This is a genomic window from Ancylobacter polymorphus (assembly GCF_022836935.1).
In the GTDB taxonomy this organism is placed as follows: domain Bacteria; phylum Pseudomonadota; class Alphaproteobacteria; order Rhizobiales; family Xanthobacteraceae; genus Ancylobacter; species Ancylobacter polymorphus_A.
Window position 1 is genome coordinate 1,835,667 of the sequence record NZ_CP083239.1, and the last position, 18,503, is coordinate 1,854,169.

General features: G+C 69.2%; 15 protein-coding genes. 10 read left to right on the plus strand and 5 right to left on the minus strand.

The genetic code is table 11. The annotated features are described in order from the left end of the window. Positions 1-74: 74 nt before the first annotated feature. The 7 genes from K9D25_RS08655 (at position 75) to K9D25_RS08685 (ending at position 9,984) form a co-directional block, all read left to right on the plus strand. Positions 75-1,328: a flagellin gene (locus K9D25_RS08655; RefSeq protein ID WP_244450448.1), complete on the plus strand. Its 1,254-nt coding sequence runs from the start codon at positions 75-77 to the stop codon at positions 1,326-1,328. 234 nt (positions 1,329-1,562) lie between these two features. Continuing rightward, positions 1,563-3,212 (plus strand): flagellar basal-body MS-ring/collar protein FliF, encoded by a 1,650-nt coding sequence (gene fliF, locus K9D25_RS08660; protein ID WP_244450449.1) that lies wholly within the window; start codon positions 1,563-1,565, stop codon positions 3,210-3,212. Beyond that, positions 3,212-3,874, plus strand: a complete 663-nt coding sequence (locus K9D25_RS08665) for a hypothetical protein (protein WP_244450450.1) — start codon at positions 3,212-3,214, stop codon at positions 3,872-3,874. Before fliF ends, K9D25_RS08665 begins: the two co-directional genes overlap by 1 nt. Before the next feature lie 6 nt (positions 3,875-3,880). Continuing rightward, entirely contained in the window at positions 3,881-5,149 is a 1,269-nt protein-coding gene (locus K9D25_RS08670; RefSeq protein ID WP_244450451.1) for a MotB family protein, read from the plus strand. Next, a complete protein-coding gene (locus K9D25_RS08675; RefSeq protein WP_244450452.1) occupies positions 5,146-7,341 on the plus strand; it encodes a hypothetical protein in 2,196 nt (731 codons plus the stop codon). Before K9D25_RS08670 ends, K9D25_RS08675 begins: the two co-directional genes overlap by 4 nt. Further along, the gene (locus K9D25_RS08680) at positions 7,338-9,419 is read left to right on the plus strand and encodes a flagellar hook-length control protein FliK (protein WP_244450453.1); all 2,082 of its coding nucleotides are present in this window, start codon (positions 7,338-7,340) and stop codon (positions 9,417-9,419) included. Before K9D25_RS08675 ends, K9D25_RS08680 begins: the two co-directional genes overlap by 4 nt. Continuing rightward, the gene (locus K9D25_RS08685) at positions 9,364-9,984 is read left to right on the plus strand and encodes a lytic transglycosylase domain-containing protein (RefSeq protein WP_244450454.1); all 621 of its coding nucleotides are present in this window, start codon (positions 9,364-9,366) and stop codon (positions 9,982-9,984) included. The genes K9D25_RS08680 and K9D25_RS08685 overlap by 56 nt, the downstream gene beginning before the upstream one ends. A 2-nt stretch (positions 9,985-9,986) precedes the next feature. On the opposite strand, the gene K9D25_RS08690 is transcribed toward K9D25_RS08685, so the two are convergent. Continuing rightward, on the minus strand, positions 9,987-10,709 hold the full coding sequence (locus tag K9D25_RS08690) for a protein phosphatase CheZ (RefSeq protein ID WP_244450455.1): 723 nt from the start codon (positions 10,707-10,709) through the stop codon (positions 9,987-9,989). A gap of 185 nt (positions 10,710-10,894) precedes the next feature. On the opposite strand from K9D25_RS08690, the gene K9D25_RS08695 reads away from it, so the two are divergent. Further along, positions 10,895-11,278, plus strand: coding sequence for a response regulator (locus K9D25_RS08695; RefSeq protein ID WP_244450456.1), 384 nt, complete (start codon positions 10,895-10,897; stop codon positions 11,276-11,278). A gap of 318 nt (positions 11,279-11,596) precedes the next feature. Further along, complete coding sequence (locus tag K9D25_RS08700) at positions 11,597-12,271, plus strand: response regulator transcription factor (RefSeq protein WP_244450457.1); 675 nt, start codon at positions 11,597-11,599, stop codon at positions 12,269-12,271. 33 nt (positions 12,272-12,304) lie between these two features. Here K9D25_RS08700 and K9D25_RS08705 read toward each other — a convergent pair whose 3' ends face one another. From K9D25_RS08705 to K9D25_RS08720, 4 genes are all read right to left on the minus strand, one after another. Further along, positions 12,305-13,105, minus strand: a complete 801-nt coding sequence (locus K9D25_RS08705; RefSeq protein ID WP_244450458.1) for a response regulator — start codon at positions 13,103-13,105, stop codon at positions 12,305-12,307. Positions 13,106-13,261: 156 nt separating this feature from the next. Then, entirely contained in the window at positions 13,262-13,654 is a 393-nt protein-coding gene (locus tag K9D25_RS08710; RefSeq protein WP_244450459.1) for a response regulator, read from the minus strand. Next, complete coding sequence (locus tag K9D25_RS08715; RefSeq protein WP_244450460.1) at positions 13,651-15,441, minus strand: sensor histidine kinase; 1,791 nt, start codon at positions 15,439-15,441, stop codon at positions 13,651-13,653. Before K9D25_RS08715 ends, K9D25_RS08710 begins: the two co-directional genes overlap by 4 nt. Beyond that, a complete protein-coding gene (locus K9D25_RS08720; protein ID WP_244450461.1) occupies positions 15,422-15,913 on the minus strand; it encodes a hypothetical protein in 492 nt (163 codons plus the stop codon). Before K9D25_RS08720 ends, K9D25_RS08715 begins: the two co-directional genes overlap by 20 nt. A gap of 377 nt (positions 15,914-16,290) precedes the next feature. Between K9D25_RS08720 and K9D25_RS08725 the strand changes: the two genes are divergently transcribed. Then, entirely contained in the window at positions 16,291-18,462 is a 2,172-nt protein-coding gene (locus K9D25_RS08725; RefSeq protein WP_244450462.1) for an ATP-binding protein, read from the plus strand. The last annotated feature ends 41 nt before the right edge of the window (positions 18,463-18,503 follow it).

The window sequence follows — 18,503 nt, forward strand, 5'->3', positions numbered from 1 at the left end:
TGCCGCCTCTGCCATGCCGGTGTAAGCCCGGTATGTCCCGTGAAAAAACTCACATCAACTCAAGGGACATTCCTATGACCAGCCTGATGACCAACACGTCCTCCATGGTCGCCCTGCAGACCCTGCGGACCATCAACTCTTCGCTCGACGACACCAATAACCGCGTCTCCACCGGCCTGCGCGTCAATTCGGCGTCGGACAACGCGGCCTACTGGTCCATCGCCACCACGACCCGCTCCGACAACGGTGCGCTCGGTGCGGTGAAGGACTCGCTCGGCCTCGCCAAGTCCTCGGTCGACACCGTCAACACCGGTCTCGACACCGTCCGCAATGCCCTGCAGAAGGTGAAGGAAAAGCTCATCACCGCCGCGTCCCCGGACGCCGATCGCGCCAAGCTGCAGACCGAAATCGGCAGCCTGCTCGAAGAGGTGAAGAACAACGCCAAGAGCACGGTCATTTCCGGCAGCAACTGGCTGTCGGTGGATTCGAGCGAAGCCAACTACAATGCCAACAAGGCGGTGGTTGCTTCGTTCTCCCGCACCGGCGACTCGGTGCAGGTCGACACGATCAACATCGACACCAGCAAGTTCAAGCTGCTGGATTCGAACACCACCGTTCACTCCGCGGTCGACGCGGCGGTGACCACGGCGTCGGCGACCTACTCCACCGCCGCCACCACCGCGAACACCGCCTTCGACACCGCGAAGACCACGGCGGACACCACCTACAACACCGACATCGGCGCGGCCGACACGACCTTCGCCGGCAGCGCCATGGATGCCGCGGCTGTGGCCGCCCGTGACGCCGCCTATGCGACGGCGAAGAACACCCGTGACGGTGCCTACACCACCGCCGAGACGGCGAAGAAGACGGCTCTCGACGGCGCGGTTCTCGCGCTGAAGAACTCGCTGGGCGCCTCGGGTACCGATAGCCTCGGTATTCTCGACAAGTCCCGCGTGGCCGCCACGGCCAACGGCAAGGCGACGGTCAGCTCGATCATGGATATCGACATTTCCAAGCTGACGTCGAGCCAGAACGACCTCGACCAGATCGCGAACTACACCTCGATCGTCGATGCCGCTCTGACCGACCTTACGGATGCGTCCACGAGCCTCGGCTCCACGGCCAGCCGTATCGAGTCGCAGACCAACTTCGTGCAGGCGTTGCAGGACGCCAACAACCGCGCCATCGGCTCGCTCGTCGATGCGAACATGGAAGAAGAGTCGACCCGTCTGAAGGCGCTGCAGACTCAGCAGCAGCTCGCCGTTCAGTCGCTCGGCATCGCCAATTCCAGCTCGCAGAGCGTGCTCAGCCTGTTCCGCGGCTGATCCGGCCGGGCTCGCGCCCGGTTTCTCCGACCCCGCCGCCGTGTTCCACGGCGCGCCTTGGGCCACGCTTCGCCTCCCAGGAGCGTGGCCCTCTTTTTTTGCGCTCCTCCGCGCAACGCTCAGGCAAGCTCGCCGACGCACTCTCCTCCCGACGGAACGGCCCTCCCCACTGGCGGGCCCCGCGCGCGGCCCGCGCCAAGGGCCCTTCGCATCATCTAGGGAGCGGGAGAGCAGATGTTCGCACGCCAGCAGCTCGACATGCTTCTGAGCAATCTGCGGCAGCTCGGTGCCCGCCGCCTGTTCGCGCTGGCGATGATAGGGCTGGCGGTGCTCGCCGCCATCGGCCTCGGCGCTTATTATCTCAGCCGCCCCGCCACCGAAACGCTCTACGCCAATCTCAGCCGCGAGGACGTGACCCGGATCGGTGCCGCGCTGAAGGATGCCGGCATTTCCTTCGACGTGAACGCCGATGGCACGGCCGTGCTGGTCGCCCCCGCCGATACGGCGCGCGCGCGCATGCAGCTGGCGGAGAAGGGCCTGCCGCAAAGCTCCAGCTCCGGCTACGAACTGTTCAACGACGTGAACTCGCTCGGCCTCACCTCCTTCATGCAGGAGGTGACGAAGGTGCGTGCGCTGGAAGGCGAACTCGCCCGCACCATCCAGACCATGAAGGGCATCAAGGCGGCGCGGGTGCACATCGTGCTGCCCGACCGCGCCTCGTTCCGCCGCGACCAGCAGAGCGCCTCGGCCTCGGTGGTGATCCGCACCGAGAACGCGGAGGACGGCACCTCGGCGGAGGCGATCCGCCATCTCGTTGCCGCCGCCCTGCCGGGCATGAAGATCGACGCGGTGACCGTGCTCAACACCGAGGGCGCCATTCTCGCCTCGGGCGACGATCCGGCCAATGCCTCCTCCGGCAAGAAGGCGATGCTGCAGGAGCAGATGAACCGCGAGACCGAGGCGAAGATCCGCCGCGCGCTCACCCCCTATCTCGGCATCGACAATTTCCAGATCAGCGTCACCTCGCGCCTCGACATCGATCGCGTCACCACCAATGAGACGACCTACGACCCCGCCTCCAAGACCGAGCGCTCGGTGCGCGTGGTCAAGGAGACCGGCACGTCGCAGAACCGCTCCAAGCAGGCGGCGGCCTCGGTGCAGCAGAACATGCCCGGCCAGGCGGCCGGCGGGGATGCCGGCAACAATTCCAATGAGGAGACCAACCGGCGCGAGGAACTGACCAATTTCGAGATTTCCTCGCGCAGCACCGAGACGGTGCGCGAAGGCTTCACCGTGCAGAACCTGTCCATCGCCATTCTGGTGAACCGCGCCCGGCTGGTGCCGGCGGAGGGGGCGGGCGACGGCGCCGTGCCGCTGGAGACGCAGATCTACGAGATCGAGCAGCTCGCCGCCGCCGCCTCCGGCTTCGACAAGGCGCGTGGCGACAAGCTGAAGGTGTCCGCCGTCGGCTTCGCCGATGGCAATGGCGAGCTCGAACCCGTCGCGGCGCTGCCCTGGTCGGAAGTGCTGATGCGCCAGGCCGGCACGCTGGTGAACGCCGCCACCATTCTCATCGTCGCCGTGCTGCTGATCTGGTTCGGCCTGCGCCCCGCCGTGCGCGCCATCGTCGCCCGGCCTGAGGATGCGGAGATGATCGAAACCGCGATGCTCGCCGGCACCGGCGGCGCGATGGGCGAATTGCCGGCGCCCGACGGGGGCGGCGCCATGACCCCCGGCGTCACCGAGCCGGTCAGCCTGATCGAGGACCTCACCAGCAAGATGAACCGTTCGCCGCAGAAGCGCCTGGAGCAGATCATCGACTTCGATGAGGAGCAGGCCGCCGCCATTCTGCGGCAATGGCTGCAGCAGGAGGCGCGGGTCTGATGCGGGCGCTGATCGACCATCTTCCCGATTATTCCGGTCTCGCCCCCCGTGCCGCCGAGCCGGCGGCTCCCCGCGCGGGCGAGGCGCCGGCGCGTCCCGCCGCGCCGCATCCGGCGTCGCCCATCGCGGCGCCGATCCCCGCCGCTCCCCCGGCGCTGGACCTCGCCCTGCTGGTGCAGGAAGCCGAGGCGGCCGGGCGGGCGGCGGGTGAAGCCGCGGCCCGCGCCCGCTTCGACCGTCAGCGCGCCGAGGACGCCGCCCGGGCGGAGGAGCGGCTCGCCGAGGCGCGCCGCGCCTGGGCGCAGGAGGAGAGCGAGCCGCTGGCGCAGGCCCTGGCCGAGGCTCTGGAGCAGCTGGGCGAGGACCTCGCCACCCGGCTCGGCCGGGTGATCGCCCCCTTTCTCGCGAGCGCCCTGCGCGAGCGTGTGCTGGCGGACATGGCGACCGCGATCACCCGCGCGCTCGCCGACGGCGCCACGCCGCTGCTTCACGTGCGTGGCCCGGCGGACCTGCTGGAGGGGCTGCAGGCGCGGCTCGATCCGCGCGCGCCGGTGTGCTTCGAGGCCGGGGCGGGCGGCGAGATCGTCGCCGTCGCCGGTGCCACCACATTCGAGACGCAGATGCAGGCCTGGGCCGCGCGCCTCGCCCTGGCGCAGGAGTAGGCGGCCATGGCCGGTCCCGAACACCAAGAACTCATCATCATCAAGCGGCATGACGACGAGGAGCACGAGCACCATTCCAGCGCCTGGAAGGTCGCCCATGCCGACTTCATGACGGCGATGATGGCGTTCTTCCTGATCATGTGGCTGATCAACGTCACCGACAAGGATGTGCGCAAGGCGATCGCCAATTACTTCAACCCGGTGAACCTCGCCGACAGCGTGAGCGAGCGCAAGGGACTGAACGACCCCGAGGACATCAAGGATGTCGGCACCTCGGACGATGGCGACCAGATGTCCGCGCTGAAGGACACGGTGGGCGAAAACACCGGCAAGGGCGAGGAGGTCCAGCAGGGCCCGCGCGAGGCGGCGCTGTTCCAGGACCCCTATGCCGTGCTGGCCGAGATCGTCGCCGATGCGCCGCCCGGCACGCCGACCTCGCTCGACGCGCCGATCGGCGTCAATAGCGAGCCGGGCACCGGCAGCGGTGATGCCACGCGCGACCCGTTCGACCCGGTCTATTGGCAGATGACCTCCACCCGCAAGGCGCAGGCGACGGCGCCTGGCACCGCCGGCATTGGCGCGCCGCAGGGCACGCGGCCCGATGCGGGCGCCAAGCGCGACACGCCCAACCCTGCCGTCGAGGGGATGGATGGCTCGCCCGCCGGCGGCCCGACGCCGGACTCCACCCGCGCCGGCGGCATTGCCGGCGCGACCAAGGCCGCCTCGTCGACCCCCGATGGCGACAGCGCCAAGGCGGTGGCGGCCAAGGCGGTGGCAGCCAATGGGCCGGCCCGCACCGAGGGCGCGCAGGGACCGGCGGAAAAGCTGGAAGAGCAGATCAAGGCCGACCTTGCCGCCGCCATGGGTGGCGCCACCGGCCCGCAGGTGACGGTGCGCAAGACGGGCGACGGCACGGTGATCAGCCTGACCGACGACCTCGACTTCTCCATGTTCCCCATCGGCTCGGCGGTGCCGGATGCGCGCATCGTCGCCGCCATGGCGCGTATCGCCCAGACCTTGAAGGACCGGCCCGGCGATGTGGTGATCCGCGGCTATACCGACGGGCGCCCCTTCCGCTCGCCGACCTATGACAATTGGCAGCTCTCCGCCGCCCGCGCCAACATCGCCCATTACATGCTGGTGCGCGGCGGGCTGGACGAGGGGCGCATCAAGCAGATCGTCGGTTTCGCCGACCGCAATCTCAAGAACAAGGCCGACCCCAACGCGCCGGAAAACCGCCGGATCGAAATCGTGCTGCAGGAGCCTGTCCGATGAGCCGCGTCGCTTTGCCCGCCATACTCCTCGCCGCGCTGCTGCTCGCCGGCGGCCCGGCTCTGGCCAAGGACCCGTGGGGCGAGGTGCGCCCCGCCGATGCCACGCCGGTCGAGTCGGGCGGGGAGGCGACGGGCGATCGCGAAGCGCTGCCCGCCCTCACACCCGTGGTGGTGCCCACACCTCCGCTGAAGCCGGCGGTGATGCCGCCGGCAGCTCCCCGCCAGATGCCGCTCGAGGCGCCGCGCCCGCTGCCGCGTCCCGCCGATCTCGCGGCGCAGGCCCCGGCCGTTGCGGCTCCCGCGACGGTAGAGCCGGACGCTGGTGCCCCGGAGCCTTTTGCGCTGGCGGAGGCGCCGGCCGATCTGCCGAACGCTGCCGCGCCCGACGCCCCGGAGACCACCCTGCCGGTGCCGCTCCCGTCCACGCGGCCGGCGCTGGCGACCGAGGCGCCTGTGGCGCGGGTGGCGACGCTGCGCGTGCCGCTGCCCCCCGCGCGGCCGGCCCTGGGCGGGGCGGAAGCGCGGTCGCCGGTCGCCTTCCAGCCCGCGCCTGTCGAGGTGCCGGTCGTGGCGGCGGAAGAAGCGCCGACCCATCAGCCCTTCGCGGGGCCTGTGCCGGCACCGGCGCTGCTTTCGTCGGAGGCGGTCGGGCCGGACGCGTTCGTCTCGCTGGCCTTTACCGCCGATTCCTTCGATCCCCGCTCCTTCGCGCCTTCCGTGTCGGCGGTTTCGAGCGCGGCGGCGGCGCCGGCGCTGTCCCCGGTCGTCTCTCCGGCGGTCGTCTCGCCGGCGGCGGCGCCGATAGTCGCCCCGGCTGTCGCCGTGACGGCGCCCGCGGCCCCCGCCGCGCCGATGGCGGAGCCTGATTTGCCGGAGCCGATGGAGCGCACGACCGCGCTGCTCGCCCTGCCGACGCTCGGCGTGTTCTCGTCGGCGCAGGCGGCGGAAGCCACGGCGCCGGAAGCCGCCGACAAGGAAGCGTCCGCCAAGGAGGCGCCCGCCAAGGATGAGCCGGCCTCCGCCAACGCTCCCGAACTGCCGCCCGCGCCGCCGCTCTACCGTGAGGTGCGCGAGCTCCAGCGCCTGCAGGACCGCATGGCGGCGGGCGAGCCGAACGCTCTGACGGCGCAGAACGCGCTGATCGCCCGCATCGACCAGAGCTTCCGCGCGGCGGACTCTTCCGCCTGGAACGACCCGCAGAACGCGCGCGCGCTCATCGTCTTCGCGCTCAGCGGCGGCGGGCCGGGCGTGCTGCGGGCGGTGCTGGGTCAGGGCGCCAGCCCCGCCGTCGACGAGCGGCTGCTGCGCGGCACGCTCGCCTATCTCGAAGGCCGTGAGCCGGAGGCGCTGAAGCAGCTCGGCGAGATCGACGCGCGCCAGCTGCCGGACAGCCTCGCCGGCCAGGTCGCGCTGGCGCAGGCCGCTTTGTGGGTGCGTCGCGACCCGCCGCGCGCTTCGGTGCTGCTGGGCCGCGCCCGCCTTCTGGCGCCGGGCACGCTGGTGGAGGAGGCGGCGCTGCGCCGCGAGATCTTCATCGCCGCCCAGGCCAATGAACTGGAAAACTTCGAGCGCCTGACCTCGACTTATCTCGCCCGCTACCGCCACTCGGTCTATGCCGGCAATTTCCGCCTGCGCTTCGCCGCCGCGCTGACGCGGATGAGCTTCATCGACAGCGCCGACGAATTCCACCGCGTCCATGAGCTTCTAGCGCCGCTGGAACCGGAAAGCCGTCGCGAGGTCGCGCTGCTCATCGCCCAGGCGGCGCTGGCGCAGGGCAAGACCACGGCGGCGGCGCTGGCATCGGAGCTGGTGCTGAAGGGCACGGTGTTCGGCAGCCTGGAAGCCGACCGCGCCACGCTGTACCGCGCCGCCGCGATCATCGCCGCGCCTGGCCGCTTCGACGAGGCCAGCGCGGCCCTCGCCAGGGTCGCCCGCGAGCGCTTCGGCAGCGAGGACGCGCGGCTGCTTGGCGCGGCGCTGGCGGTGGCCGCGTCGATCAACGATGCCGTCAATGTGCCGGTGCCGGCGCCGGCCGGGCTCGGGGGTGAGGCCGGCGCGCCGGAAGCCCAGGGGCCGGTCGCTCCGGAGACGGGCCAGGCCGGCGGCCAGGACGCCATGCCGCCGGCCGTGCTGGCCTCGGCCCAGGCCGCCCTTGAGGCCGCCGACAAAGCGCTGGGAGACGCGCCGCTATGATCCCGGTTCCGCTCAACGCCGCCCGCACCGCCACCGCCGAGGATTTGGCCGGCCGCGCCGAGCGCGGGGACGGCGGCGACGCGTTCGCCGCTCTGCTCGCCGAGCTGGATGGACGGCCCGCCGCCACGCCCGAGGCGCCAGCGCCTTCCGCCGGCCCGCGAGCCGAACGATCCGTGCTGCCGGCGCCGCGCTTCGGCACGCCGGTGCGGCTGGAGGCGGCGGAGACGGCGCCCGCTCCCGAGCTGGCCCCGGATCAAGCCGCCGTGCCTGCAGGCCCGATTGCCGAGACGGAGCGGCCGGTGGCGGCGATGGACCTCGGCGCGCTGCTCGCGCGTTCCGCCCGCCTACCCGTCAGCACGCCGTCCGCCGCCCAGCCTTTCGCCGAGCCGCCCTCCAGCGGCGCGGGCGAAACGCCCCGCGAGAACGGGCCGGCGATGCGCGCGCCCACCCCGGCAGCTGTGGAAGCTGCGTTGGCCCGCCCCGCCGCGCCCGGCACCGTGGCCCACATCCTCTCGACGCCGGCAGCGCCGTTGCGTCCGTCGCCGTCCGTCCTCCCCCTGCCGGATGGGGAGGCGGAAACGGTGGCTCAGATGCCGCCCGTCGCTCGCCCCGATCGAGACGCCGAGGCGGGGGAGGGCGCGCCTGCTCTCGCCGCTCCGCCGTCGGTGGCGGCGGACGAAGCCTCCCCCCACCCGGAGCGGACCCCGCCCTCTTCGTCGCCGGCGCCGGCGCGCGCCGAGGCCGCCCTCCTGTTCTCCGCGCGGCCGGAGGCGGCGCCCATGTTCTCGGCGGCGACGGAGGAGGGTGCGCGGCGTCCTCTCCCGGTCGAAGCCGATCGGTCCGCGCCCGCGCCGTCATCCGATCGCCCGGAGGAAAGCACACCCGTCGTACCGGCCGCCCCGAACGACGGGGCGCCCTCAACGTCCCCGCTGCCGGCGGCGATATTCGCGACCCTGCTGCCCGCCCCTTCGGCGCAGCCCGAAGCGGCGGATGTGCCGGAAGGCACGAGCGACCCGGCCATGGTCGCGACGCTGGAGGAGGGGGGCACGCTGGACGAGGCGCCGGTCCCCAGCGCCAAGGTGGTGTTGTGCGAGACGCATTTCGCGCCGGTGCTGCCGCGCGAGGTCGGGCCGACGCCACCGTCCGCGCCCGATCAGGCAAAGGCGGTTCAATCGCTTTCCGTCGCGCTTCCGCAGGCGGCGGAAGCCGAGGCGCAGGCTGCGGCCGTCGCGGGCCAGGCGGCCACGGTCGCCGCGGCTTCCGCCTCTGCCGCTTCCGTCTCTGCCGCTTCCACCTTGGCCGCCTCCGAAGGGCTGGCGTTCGACCGTCCGGTGCCCGCTTTGAGCGAGCGTCGCCCCGCTGCGCGCGCTGTCGACCTGCCCGCCCAGCCGGGCGAGGCGCCGCTGCCGTCCCCCGACATGGCCCCGTTCGAGGAACGCCCCGCCGCGCGGATGCCGGCCCGGGCGGCCGCTGGCGCGGAGAAGGCGCGCGGCGCGTCCGAGATCGCCACCGAGGCGCCGACCCCCGTTCCGGCTGCCAGCGGCGCCGCCGCCACTCCCGCGCCGGTCGCGGCACCGGCGGGGGCCGCTCCGTCGCCGGCGGCGGTGCAGCTCGGCAGCGTCCTTGCCGAGGCGGTGCGCGCGGAAGCGCCGGGCGCCTCTGCCGCCAGCGCGGCCATGCCGGCGCGCGGCCCGGTGCGGGTGCTGGAAATCCAGCTCCGGCCGCTGGAACTCGGCCTGGTGACGGTGCGGCTGCGCACCGGCCGCAACGGGCTGGAGATCCATGTTCATGCCGCGCGAGCGGAAACGGCGCGTCTGCTGGAGCAGGACCGCGCCAGCCTCATCGCCACGCTGGCCGATGCCGATGCCGGCCCGCTCGACCTCACCATCAGTCAGACCGGCCTGCCGCCCCGCCTCACCGGCGAGGACGCCTTCGCGCCGGTGGACTGGGAGCGCCGCGAGGGGAACGGGTCCCGCGAGGGGAATTCCGGCGATTCCGACCCGCGCCGAAGGAGACGACAGGATGAAGATGCGGCTTTCCGCGCTGCTGATGGCGGCTCTGCTGACCAGCAGCCCTGAGCTTGCGGCCGCGCCGAACGCCTCGGCCACGCAAACACCCGCCGGCACGCCCGCCAGCGCGGCGTCCGGGGCGCGCCTCGGCGTATGCGAGGCGGCCATGGCGCGCGCCTCGGCCAAACATGGCGTGCCGCTGGCGATCCTCTATGCGGTCGGCATGACCGAGACCGGCGGCAATGGCACGCTGCAGCCTCTGGCGATGAATGCGGGGGGAAAAAGCCTTGTCGCGACCAGCCCCGCCGATGGCGCGCGCAAGCTGGCGGAGTTCAACGCGCGAGGCGTGACCCTGGTCGATCTCGGCTGCATGCAGATCAACCATCGCTGGCATGGCGACCAGTTCGCCTCGGTGGCGGAGATGTTCGATCCGGAGCGCAATGTCGACTACGCCGCCCGCTTCCTTGCGGAGCTGCGGCAGCGTCATGGCAACTGGACGATGGCGGCGGCCCGTTACAATGCCGGGCCGAACAATGATCCGGCGCAGAAGCGCTATGTCTGTGCCGTCATCCGCAATCTGGTCCGGTCCGGCTTCGGCAGCTGGACCGCCCAGTCGCGGGCCTTCTGCGCCTGATCTCAGGCGAAGAGGGAGTCGATGTCGTCCTGCGAGACGACGTTCTCGTCATCCGCCAGCGCCGGCCCGTTGAGCAGCGCCTCGTCGCCGGTGCGCTCGGGGGCGATGGTCTCGGCGATGCGCGCCACTTCTTCCTGCCCGCCCCAGATGTTGGACATGCGTTCGACCCGCTCCTCGATGAAGACCATGAGGTCGACCACCTTGCGGATGCGCTGGCCGCTAATGTCCTGGAAATTGCAGGCCTCGAAGATGCGGGTGGCGTAGCTGTGGATCGCCTGCGCCAGCATCTTGTGGCTGCCTTCCAGCTCGGCGACCAGCGAGATCGCCGCGCCGTCGATATTCTCGGCCATCTGCAGAATGTCCTCGGTCGCCGCCTCGGTGTCGGCGACGACGGCGTCGAGCTCGTCGGTGGCGCGGTTGAAGCGCGCACCCTTGGCGCCGCCCGCCTGCAGCGTGGCCAGCTCGTTCTTGGTGTTGTCGATCGCCTGGCGGATCGTCTCCACGTCCATCAGCATGGCGTGGCGCGAGCATTCGGGATCGGCTTCGGGGCAGCGGCGGTCGAACCGCGCGATCACGCCGCGCAGCTCGTGCAGCTCTTCTAGCACACGGCCTATCTGGGCGGAGACGGAGCCCTGCATCGTCACTGTGCTGGCGACGTGCTTCTCTCCCGCCCCATTGTGTCGTTCATTCGCTTCAATCCGGAACGGCCGCCGGGCAGACGACATGTAAATTCTCCCATTAACTCGCAAGTGTTCGATGATTTCTTATAGTTCAAAGCCAAACGCCTGAGAATAACCCTAGGTTTCGCCCTGCAAGCTTCGCGCAAGCATTGCAATTCAGAACATCAACCTAGGAAAGGGCGGCATGTGGCTGTCCCGTGGAACTTGTTAGCTGAGGGACGGAGCGCTTTATGGCCGTGGATTTGTCGATGCCGGTTCTTGTAGTCGACGATTACAAGACCATGGTCCGCATCATTCGCAACCTGCTGAAGCAGATCGGCTTTGAAGACGTGGACGAGGCGTCCGACGGCGTCGAAGCCCTCTCCAAGCTGAAGGAGCGGCAGTACGGGCTGGTGATTTCCGACTGGAACATGGAGCCGATGACGGGCTACGAACTGCTGAAGCAGGTGCGCGATGACAGCGCCCTCAACGCGCTGCCCTTCATCATGGTCACGGCCGAGGCGAAGTCGGAAAACGTCATCGCCGCCAAGAAGGCCGGTGTGAACAATTACATCGTCAAGCCCTTCAACGCGCAGACGCTGAAGAGCAAGATCGAGACGGTGTTCGAGGGCTGATGTCGCTGCCGTCGGCCCGGCGCGCGCGTAATACGCGCATCGCCGCCGGGCCTGCGCAAGCGGGCGTCGCCCGGATCGATTCACATCGGATGAATCTCACGCCAACGCCCCTCGGCTTACGCCGAGGGGCGGCTTTGGCGTTGCCGCGACGCGGCCTGAGGTGGCGATACCCGCCAGAATGGAGGGAAACCCACTCCAACCCTGAAGCAACTCGGCTTGAGTGGAGATATTTACCAAAATAGTTCTTTGGCCAAGGACACGTGCAGGCAGCAATCACGGAATTGCATGACTGCAGGTTCAAGGCAGGGGAATTGAATCATGTATGTCATCGTCGACGACCGCTCTATTGTTGCCGAAAGCTATGTTTCCAGCTTCTCGCGGGAAGGTTTTTCCAGCTTCGGCCTGAACGAAGACGAGTTCAAAGGCTGGATCGAGAGCGCTTCGGAGAATGATATTGCTGCGGTGGAAGGTTTTCTGCTCGGCGATTTCGAGCGGCGCCCGACTTACCCCGAGATGATCCGCTCGCACAGCGCCGCGCCGATCCTGGCGCTGAGCGACCAGAAGAGCCTGGCGCAGACGCTGGAACTGTTCACCGCCGGCATTGACGACGTGGTGCGCAAGCCCGTGCATGTCCGCGAGATCGTCGCCCGCACCGATGCGATCTGGCGGCGTGTCAACGCCAATACCGCCCCCGCTGCGGCGCGCGAGGACCGGCTGAAGGTGTTCTTCGACGGCCGTGACCCGGAGATCGACGGCGCCCCGCTGCCGCTGCCGCGCCGCGAGCGGCACATGCTGGAATATCTGGTCAAGAACGCCCGCCGGCGAGTGACCAAGACCCAGATCTTCAACACGATCTACGGCATCTTCAACGACGATGTCGACGAGAGCGTGGTCGAAGGCCATATGAGCAAGCTTCGCAAGAAGCTGCGCATGAAGCTCGGCTATGACGTGATCGACGCCAAGCGCTATCTCGGCTACCAGTTCGTCGGCTGAACGACCCCCACCGGCCGCCCGCGCGCGGCGGGCTCAGTCCAGGGGAAGGCCGAGACGCTCGGCCTGCCGCTTGACGAAAGCTTCCATCCGCTGGCGCCCGCTTTCTGTCAATTCGACGATGATCCGCCGGCGATCGGCGGGGTCGGGGCGGCGCTCGATCAGCCCGGCGTCCCGCAATTCATCGATCCGTCGCAGCGCCGTCGTCGTCGGTGCGCCGGAGGCGATGCACAGGCTGGTGACCGAAATCGGCCGGCCGGAGGCTTCCGCCACCGCGAGGTCGAGCAGCATGTCCCAGGCCGGGTCCGAGAACAGGTCGGACTGGAAGATGGCGTCGCGGTCGGCGCGCGCGGCCACCAGCGTCTTCAGATAATTCGGCCGTGCCACCGGCTTTTCCGCTACCGGCACCGGCCCATTGGCCTGCCGGACGCTGTCCTCGACCAGCGAGAAGGCCCGGCGCACCGCCTGCGCGACTTCCTCGGGCAGCAGCGGCTTCTGCAGGAAATCCACCGCATTGAGGCGCAGCGCGCCCACCGCCCGGTCGAGCGAGGCGTGGCCTGTGATGATGATGGTGGCGAGCGGGCGCTTGCGGCTCATCAAGGCGAGCTTCTGCAACAGCTCGATGCCGTCGATGCGCGGCATTTGCAGGTCGGTCACCACCACCTGCAGCTGCTCGTTGCGCTGCACGAGGTCGATGGCTTCCACCGGCGTATTCGCGGTCAGGCTCGGCAGGCCGAGCATGGCCAGCCCTTCGCTCAGCTCGATCAGCACGTCCGGGTCGTCATCGACCAGCAGAACACGCGGCAGTTCCGAATCCACCCCAGTTGCACCCACCATTCGCACCGCCACACGCCCGCTCACGACGAAAAGAATGCCACGCTCGGCGACTACCCTACCTACTATGTTAGTGCGGGCCTTCCGTCATTGTGAAATGACAAAATTCAGTGCGGCAGGTTCCTTCGCAGCGGTCGGCGAGGCGGGCGGCTCGCGCCCTCAGGCCGGGGGCGGCGCCACGCCGGCCAGGAAGCTGCCGATATCGTCAAGAACGTCCGTGGGATCGACCGGTTTCACATAGAGGAAGTCGCCGTCGAGATCGGCCGCCGTCACATTGTGCATGACATGGCCGGTGATGATGATGACCAGCGCCGGGCGGAGCGCGGCCGGCAGGGCGCGGGCCTCGGCCACCACCAGCCGCCCGTCAACGGCGCCGATGCGCAGATCGGTGATCAACACCTGCGGCGCCAGCCCGTCGCGCAGCTGCGCGATCGCCTCCTCTGCCGTGATGGCGAGGGCGACATGCCAGCCCAGCGAGGCGAAATACTCGCCCAGCTCGTGGGCGAGCTCCTCCTCGTCGTCGCAGATCAGCATGCTGGGTGTGGCGTTCATGCGGCGTCCCGCGAGGCGTTGATGAGCGAAGCCGGCACGGTGATGGTGAAACGCGCGCCGGCGCCGACATTTTCTGCCACGATGGTACCGTTCATATCACGCACCACGCTGCGCGCGAGCGAGAGGCCGAGCCCGGTGCCCTTTTCCGTCGATTTGGTGGTGGCGAAGGGCTCGAACATGCGTTCCAGAATGTCCTCGGGCACGCCGCCGGCATTGTCCTGCACCGCGATCACCGCGCGCTCACCCTCCCGCCCGATTGACACCTGCACCTCGCGCCGGGCCGTGCCGGCCGCGGCAGCCGGCGGGGTGTCGCGTTCGCGGCGCTCCTGCGATTCGCGAATCTCCTGCGTTTCGAAGGCATCGCGGGCGTTGATCAGCACATTGACGATGACCTGCTCGAACATGGTCTGCTCGCCAAACACCAGCAATTCGGCGGGCACGCCCGCCTCGATCGACAGCACGATGTTGGCGGCGCGGAACTGCTCGGCGACGAAGCCGGCGGCGAGTTCCACCGCATGGCGCAGCGAGAAGGGCAGAAGCTGCTCGGTCGGCATGCGGCCATAGCGGCGGACCTGGTCGGTGATGCGCTTGGCGCGGTCGACCTGCGCCGAAATGCGCTCCAGCTTGGCCGCCACCGGCTCCCCGCCCGGCAGCGGGTCGAGCAGGCGGCGGGCATTGGCCACCGCCATCTTGATCACCGCCAGCGGCTGGTTGAGCTCATGCGCGATGGCGGTGGCCATCTCGCCCAGCGTCGCCAGCTTGGCCGCCTGCATCACCTGCAATTCGGCATTGCGCACCTGCGAGGTGTCGACCACCACGATGAGCTGCTGCGGGCGCTGCTCCCACAAGACGGTGCCGACCGATCCGCGCAGCGAGATGATGTCGCCGGGGCTGCGGGCATAGCCCATGCTCAGCGCGCCCCAGCGGCGGGTATCGGGCTCGCCGGCGGCGGCGCGGATCGCCCGGACGAAGCGCGGCCAGGCGGGATCGTCCAGCGAGGGGGAGACGAGGGCGGCGGCGGACGGGTTGATGAAGTTCACCTTGTCGGTGTCCGGGTCGGCCACCACCACGCAGGCCGGCACGGCCTGGATGACGGCGCGCAGATTCTCCTCCATCGCCGCCAGCGCCGCCTGCGCCTCGCGCACCTCGTTGAGGCGGATGCGGTCGCGGCGCGCCTGCAGGATGAGCACGGCGGCAAGGCAGGCGCCGCTGACGAACAGCATCACCAACGGCAGCGCGCCGGGCCGCTGCGCCATGGCGCGCTCCCGCTGGAAGATCTCCTGATTATAGGCGACCGACTGCATCAATATGGTCTGCAGCGCCTCACCGAGCGGCTCCAGCTGCTGGCTCAGTTTCTTCAGCTCCCGCGCCGTGCCGCCATCCTCCGGATCGAGTTTTCCAACCTCATCGATGATCTGGTCCAGCCGCGCCTCGAAAATCTGCGTCGGGCCGCGCGTGTCGACGATATCGCTCAGCACGCGGCCCTCGTCGGAATCGTAGAGCAGCGGCAGCCGCGAGCGAAGCAGTTCGAGGCGCAGCATCAGCTTGTCCATGCCCAGGGTGCTCGGCACGATAGCGAGCTTGGCGAATTCGGCCTGCGTCTTCACGAATTCCAGCTGCGCCTGATAGGCCACCCAGCCGGAGGAGCGGATCGTCGCGGTGAGAAAGGCCTGCTGGCGGGTCTGCAGGACATAGACCAGCGTGGTCGCGAGAAAGAGCGCAACGGAAGCGACGACAAGGCCAAGCTTGAGGAGGCCGATCGAGCGACTATTGCGCGCTAAAATCAATGGACTTGACCTGCCAGACCATGCGCGACTGGTAGTATTGCTGCCGCAGCGCCGGGTCGGAATCGATGGGGTACATCACCCAGAACGGCCCCTTGTCGCGCACCCGCATGGTCTTGCCGTCAACCCGCGTGGTCAGGATGGCGCCATGCTCCTTCCAGTCCTCGGCGGGAATGGGGGCGACATAGTCGTTGAGCGCCATCACCTTCGCCTCCCGCACCGGCCGGCCGCCCAGCGCCGCGAGCGCACCGAGCGAGGGGCCGGTGAAGCGCTGCACGCCCTCGGTCCAGGGTGTGCTGGTGTCGATGGTCACCTGGGGAAGCGTGTCGATCTCGGCCAGCGTCAGCGTCTTCTCCAGCGCGACCTGGCCGTCGGCGCCGAGCCAGCGCAGGGTGAGTTCCTGCGCGCGCGCGCCGTCCGGCACGGCGAGGCACACAAGCCCCAGCACGAGCGCGCAGATCAACCTGACCATCATCGTCCGCTCCGTGGAAGAAAGCGCGCCGCTCAACCGGCACGAGCGCGGCTAGGATCGCACGCCGCTACCAGCCAAGCCTGCCGAATCGCTGCCATTCCGGCGGGGAAACGGCGGAAATCGCTCCATTTTGGATCGAGTTTGTGGGGGAGGACCCCGCGCCGGCCCAAAAACCGCGCCGGCTGTCAAGAAAACGCAAGGATTCAGCGCCGTTTCGGCTATCTCAGGTCGTGCAAGGCGCTGACGGGTGCGCATGATTGCATCCACAGGGCGGGGCGACTACGACATAATGAACTGCAAGAGTGTCCGGGTGCCGTCGGCCCCGAAGACACAGGTGCGGGGTGAGGCGGCAGCGACATGCCTTTTTCGACATGGCGGCGATGACCTCGGATTCTTCAGCGCAGGCGGGGCCGATCCCGCCCGATCCTTCCGCCGTGCCGGCGAACGTTTCCCCTGCCGTGCCACTGTGGAAGGGCGCCTCGTACCGGCTGCTGCTGGTATTCGTGCTGCTCCTGTCCTTCATCGTGCCGGCGTCGGTGGCGCTCGTCGCCATTCGATTGCATTCGGCCCATGAAGAGGAGGTCACTATCGCCGCCTCACGCAAGCTGGCGGTGGCGCTGACCTCGCATCTGGAACGCACGGTCGAATCCATCGAAGCCTTCCTCGACGGCTTCGCCAACCTGCCGGACGACGCCTCGCCGCAGGAAATCTATTCCCGGCTGCTCACCGCCCGCCTGCCGGCCTCGGTCATCCAGATAACCTATGTCGATCCCGCCGGGGCCGTCGTCGCCAGCAATCTGCTTCCGCCGGGCAATGGCGTGACGCTGGCCGACCGCGAACATATTCGCGTGCATATGAACAACGACCCGACCGATACCGGCATCTTCATCAGCAAGCCGGTTAAGGGGCGGATCAGCGGCGCCTGGTCGATTCAGTTCACCAAGGCCCTACGCGCGCCCGACGGCACGTTGCGCGGCATCATCGCCGCCTCCTACCAGATTTCCGACTTCATCGAATTTTACGAGAAATTGCAGCCGGAAGGCCGGGGACTGATCGCGCTCGTGGGCTTTGACGGGGTGGTGCGGGCCAGCGTGCCGGCCAATCACAACATGGACGGCATGGAGGCGGCGGCGCTCCTTCCTGGCCTCTCGATCCTCGCCGACCACACCAATCGCCCCTATTCCGGCATCGCCTGGGACGGTGTCGACCGGATCGGCTATGCCATGCAATCCGACCGCTACCCCTTCCTCGTGGTGGTGGCGGCGGACCGCCAGGCGGTGCTGGACGAGTCGCATGATTTTCATATGGCGATCTGGGGCATTGCCGGCGGGCTCGGCGTGACGCTTGCGGCACTGGCCCTGTTCGCCGTGCGGCATTCGCGGCTGGAGCGGACCTATCGCGAGCGGGAACTCACGGCGCAGGCACAGGAGCGCGAGGCGCAGGTGCTGCAGGCGATCAGCCGCGTGCCGGGCATCCATGTGCTGCATGTCGAGAACGGGCGGGCGGGGCGTATCGGGGAGCCGGCGGACGGCCTGTTGCCCCGGCTGATCGCCGAGCGAGTGGAATCGCCGGAGTTCCTCGCCCGCCTGCAGGAGGATGCCGCGCCTTCGGTGGCGATGGAGCATTTTTCCGGCGATGGCGAGGAGTTCGAGGTCGGCATGGTCATCACGCGGCTGCCGCCCAGCGGGCCGGGCCGCACGGATCCCGCCACCGCGCCGGCCGTGGTGTTCGCGCTGGATGAAACCGCCAAGCGCCTGAAGGAGAACAAGCTCTACCAGATGTCGAAAATGGCGGCGCTTGGTGAACTGGTGACCGGCCTCGCCCATGAGATCAACCAGCCGCTCGGGGTCATCCGGCTGGCGGCCAGCAATGCGATCATGGGCCTGCGCAAGGGCCTGCCGGCCGAGCACACCAGCGAGAAGCTGGCGCGCATCGTGCGGCAGGTGGAGCGCATGAAGGCGATCATCGATCATATGCGCATCTTCGGGCGCAAGGACACGCTCGCCATCGATCCCTCCTCGGCGGAAACGGCGGTGGAGGGCACGTTGCAGGTGCTCGGCACGGAAATCCGCCTCGACGGCATCGAACTGACGGCCACGGGCAGCGCCGGCACGGCTCGCGTGCCCTGCCGGCAGGAGCAGCTGGAACAGGTGCTGATCAATCTGGTGCTGAACGCGCGCGACGCCATCCGCGCCCGCCGCCAGCACGAGCCGGATTTTGCCGGCCGCATCGCCATCGCCATCGAACCCCGCGTGACGGAAGGGCAGGGCTTCGTCGTTGTCACCGTGCGCGATAATGGCGGCGGCATCCCGCCGGCGGCGATCGGCAAGATTTTCCAGCCCTTCTTCACCACCAAGCCTTCCGGCCAGGGCACGGGCCTCGGCCTCTCCGTTAGCTTCGGCATCATCCGCGATTATGGCGGCACGCTCACCGTCGCCAATGTCGAGGGCGGCGCGCTGTTCACCATCGCCCTTCCGGAAGTGCCGGCGGCACCGGATGACGCCGCCACCTCGGGCAACCGGAGCGAGCCTGAAGCAAGCTCCACAGGCTAGCAAAAAGGGCCCGTCCTGATCGGCTGGACCGGCGCACTGCC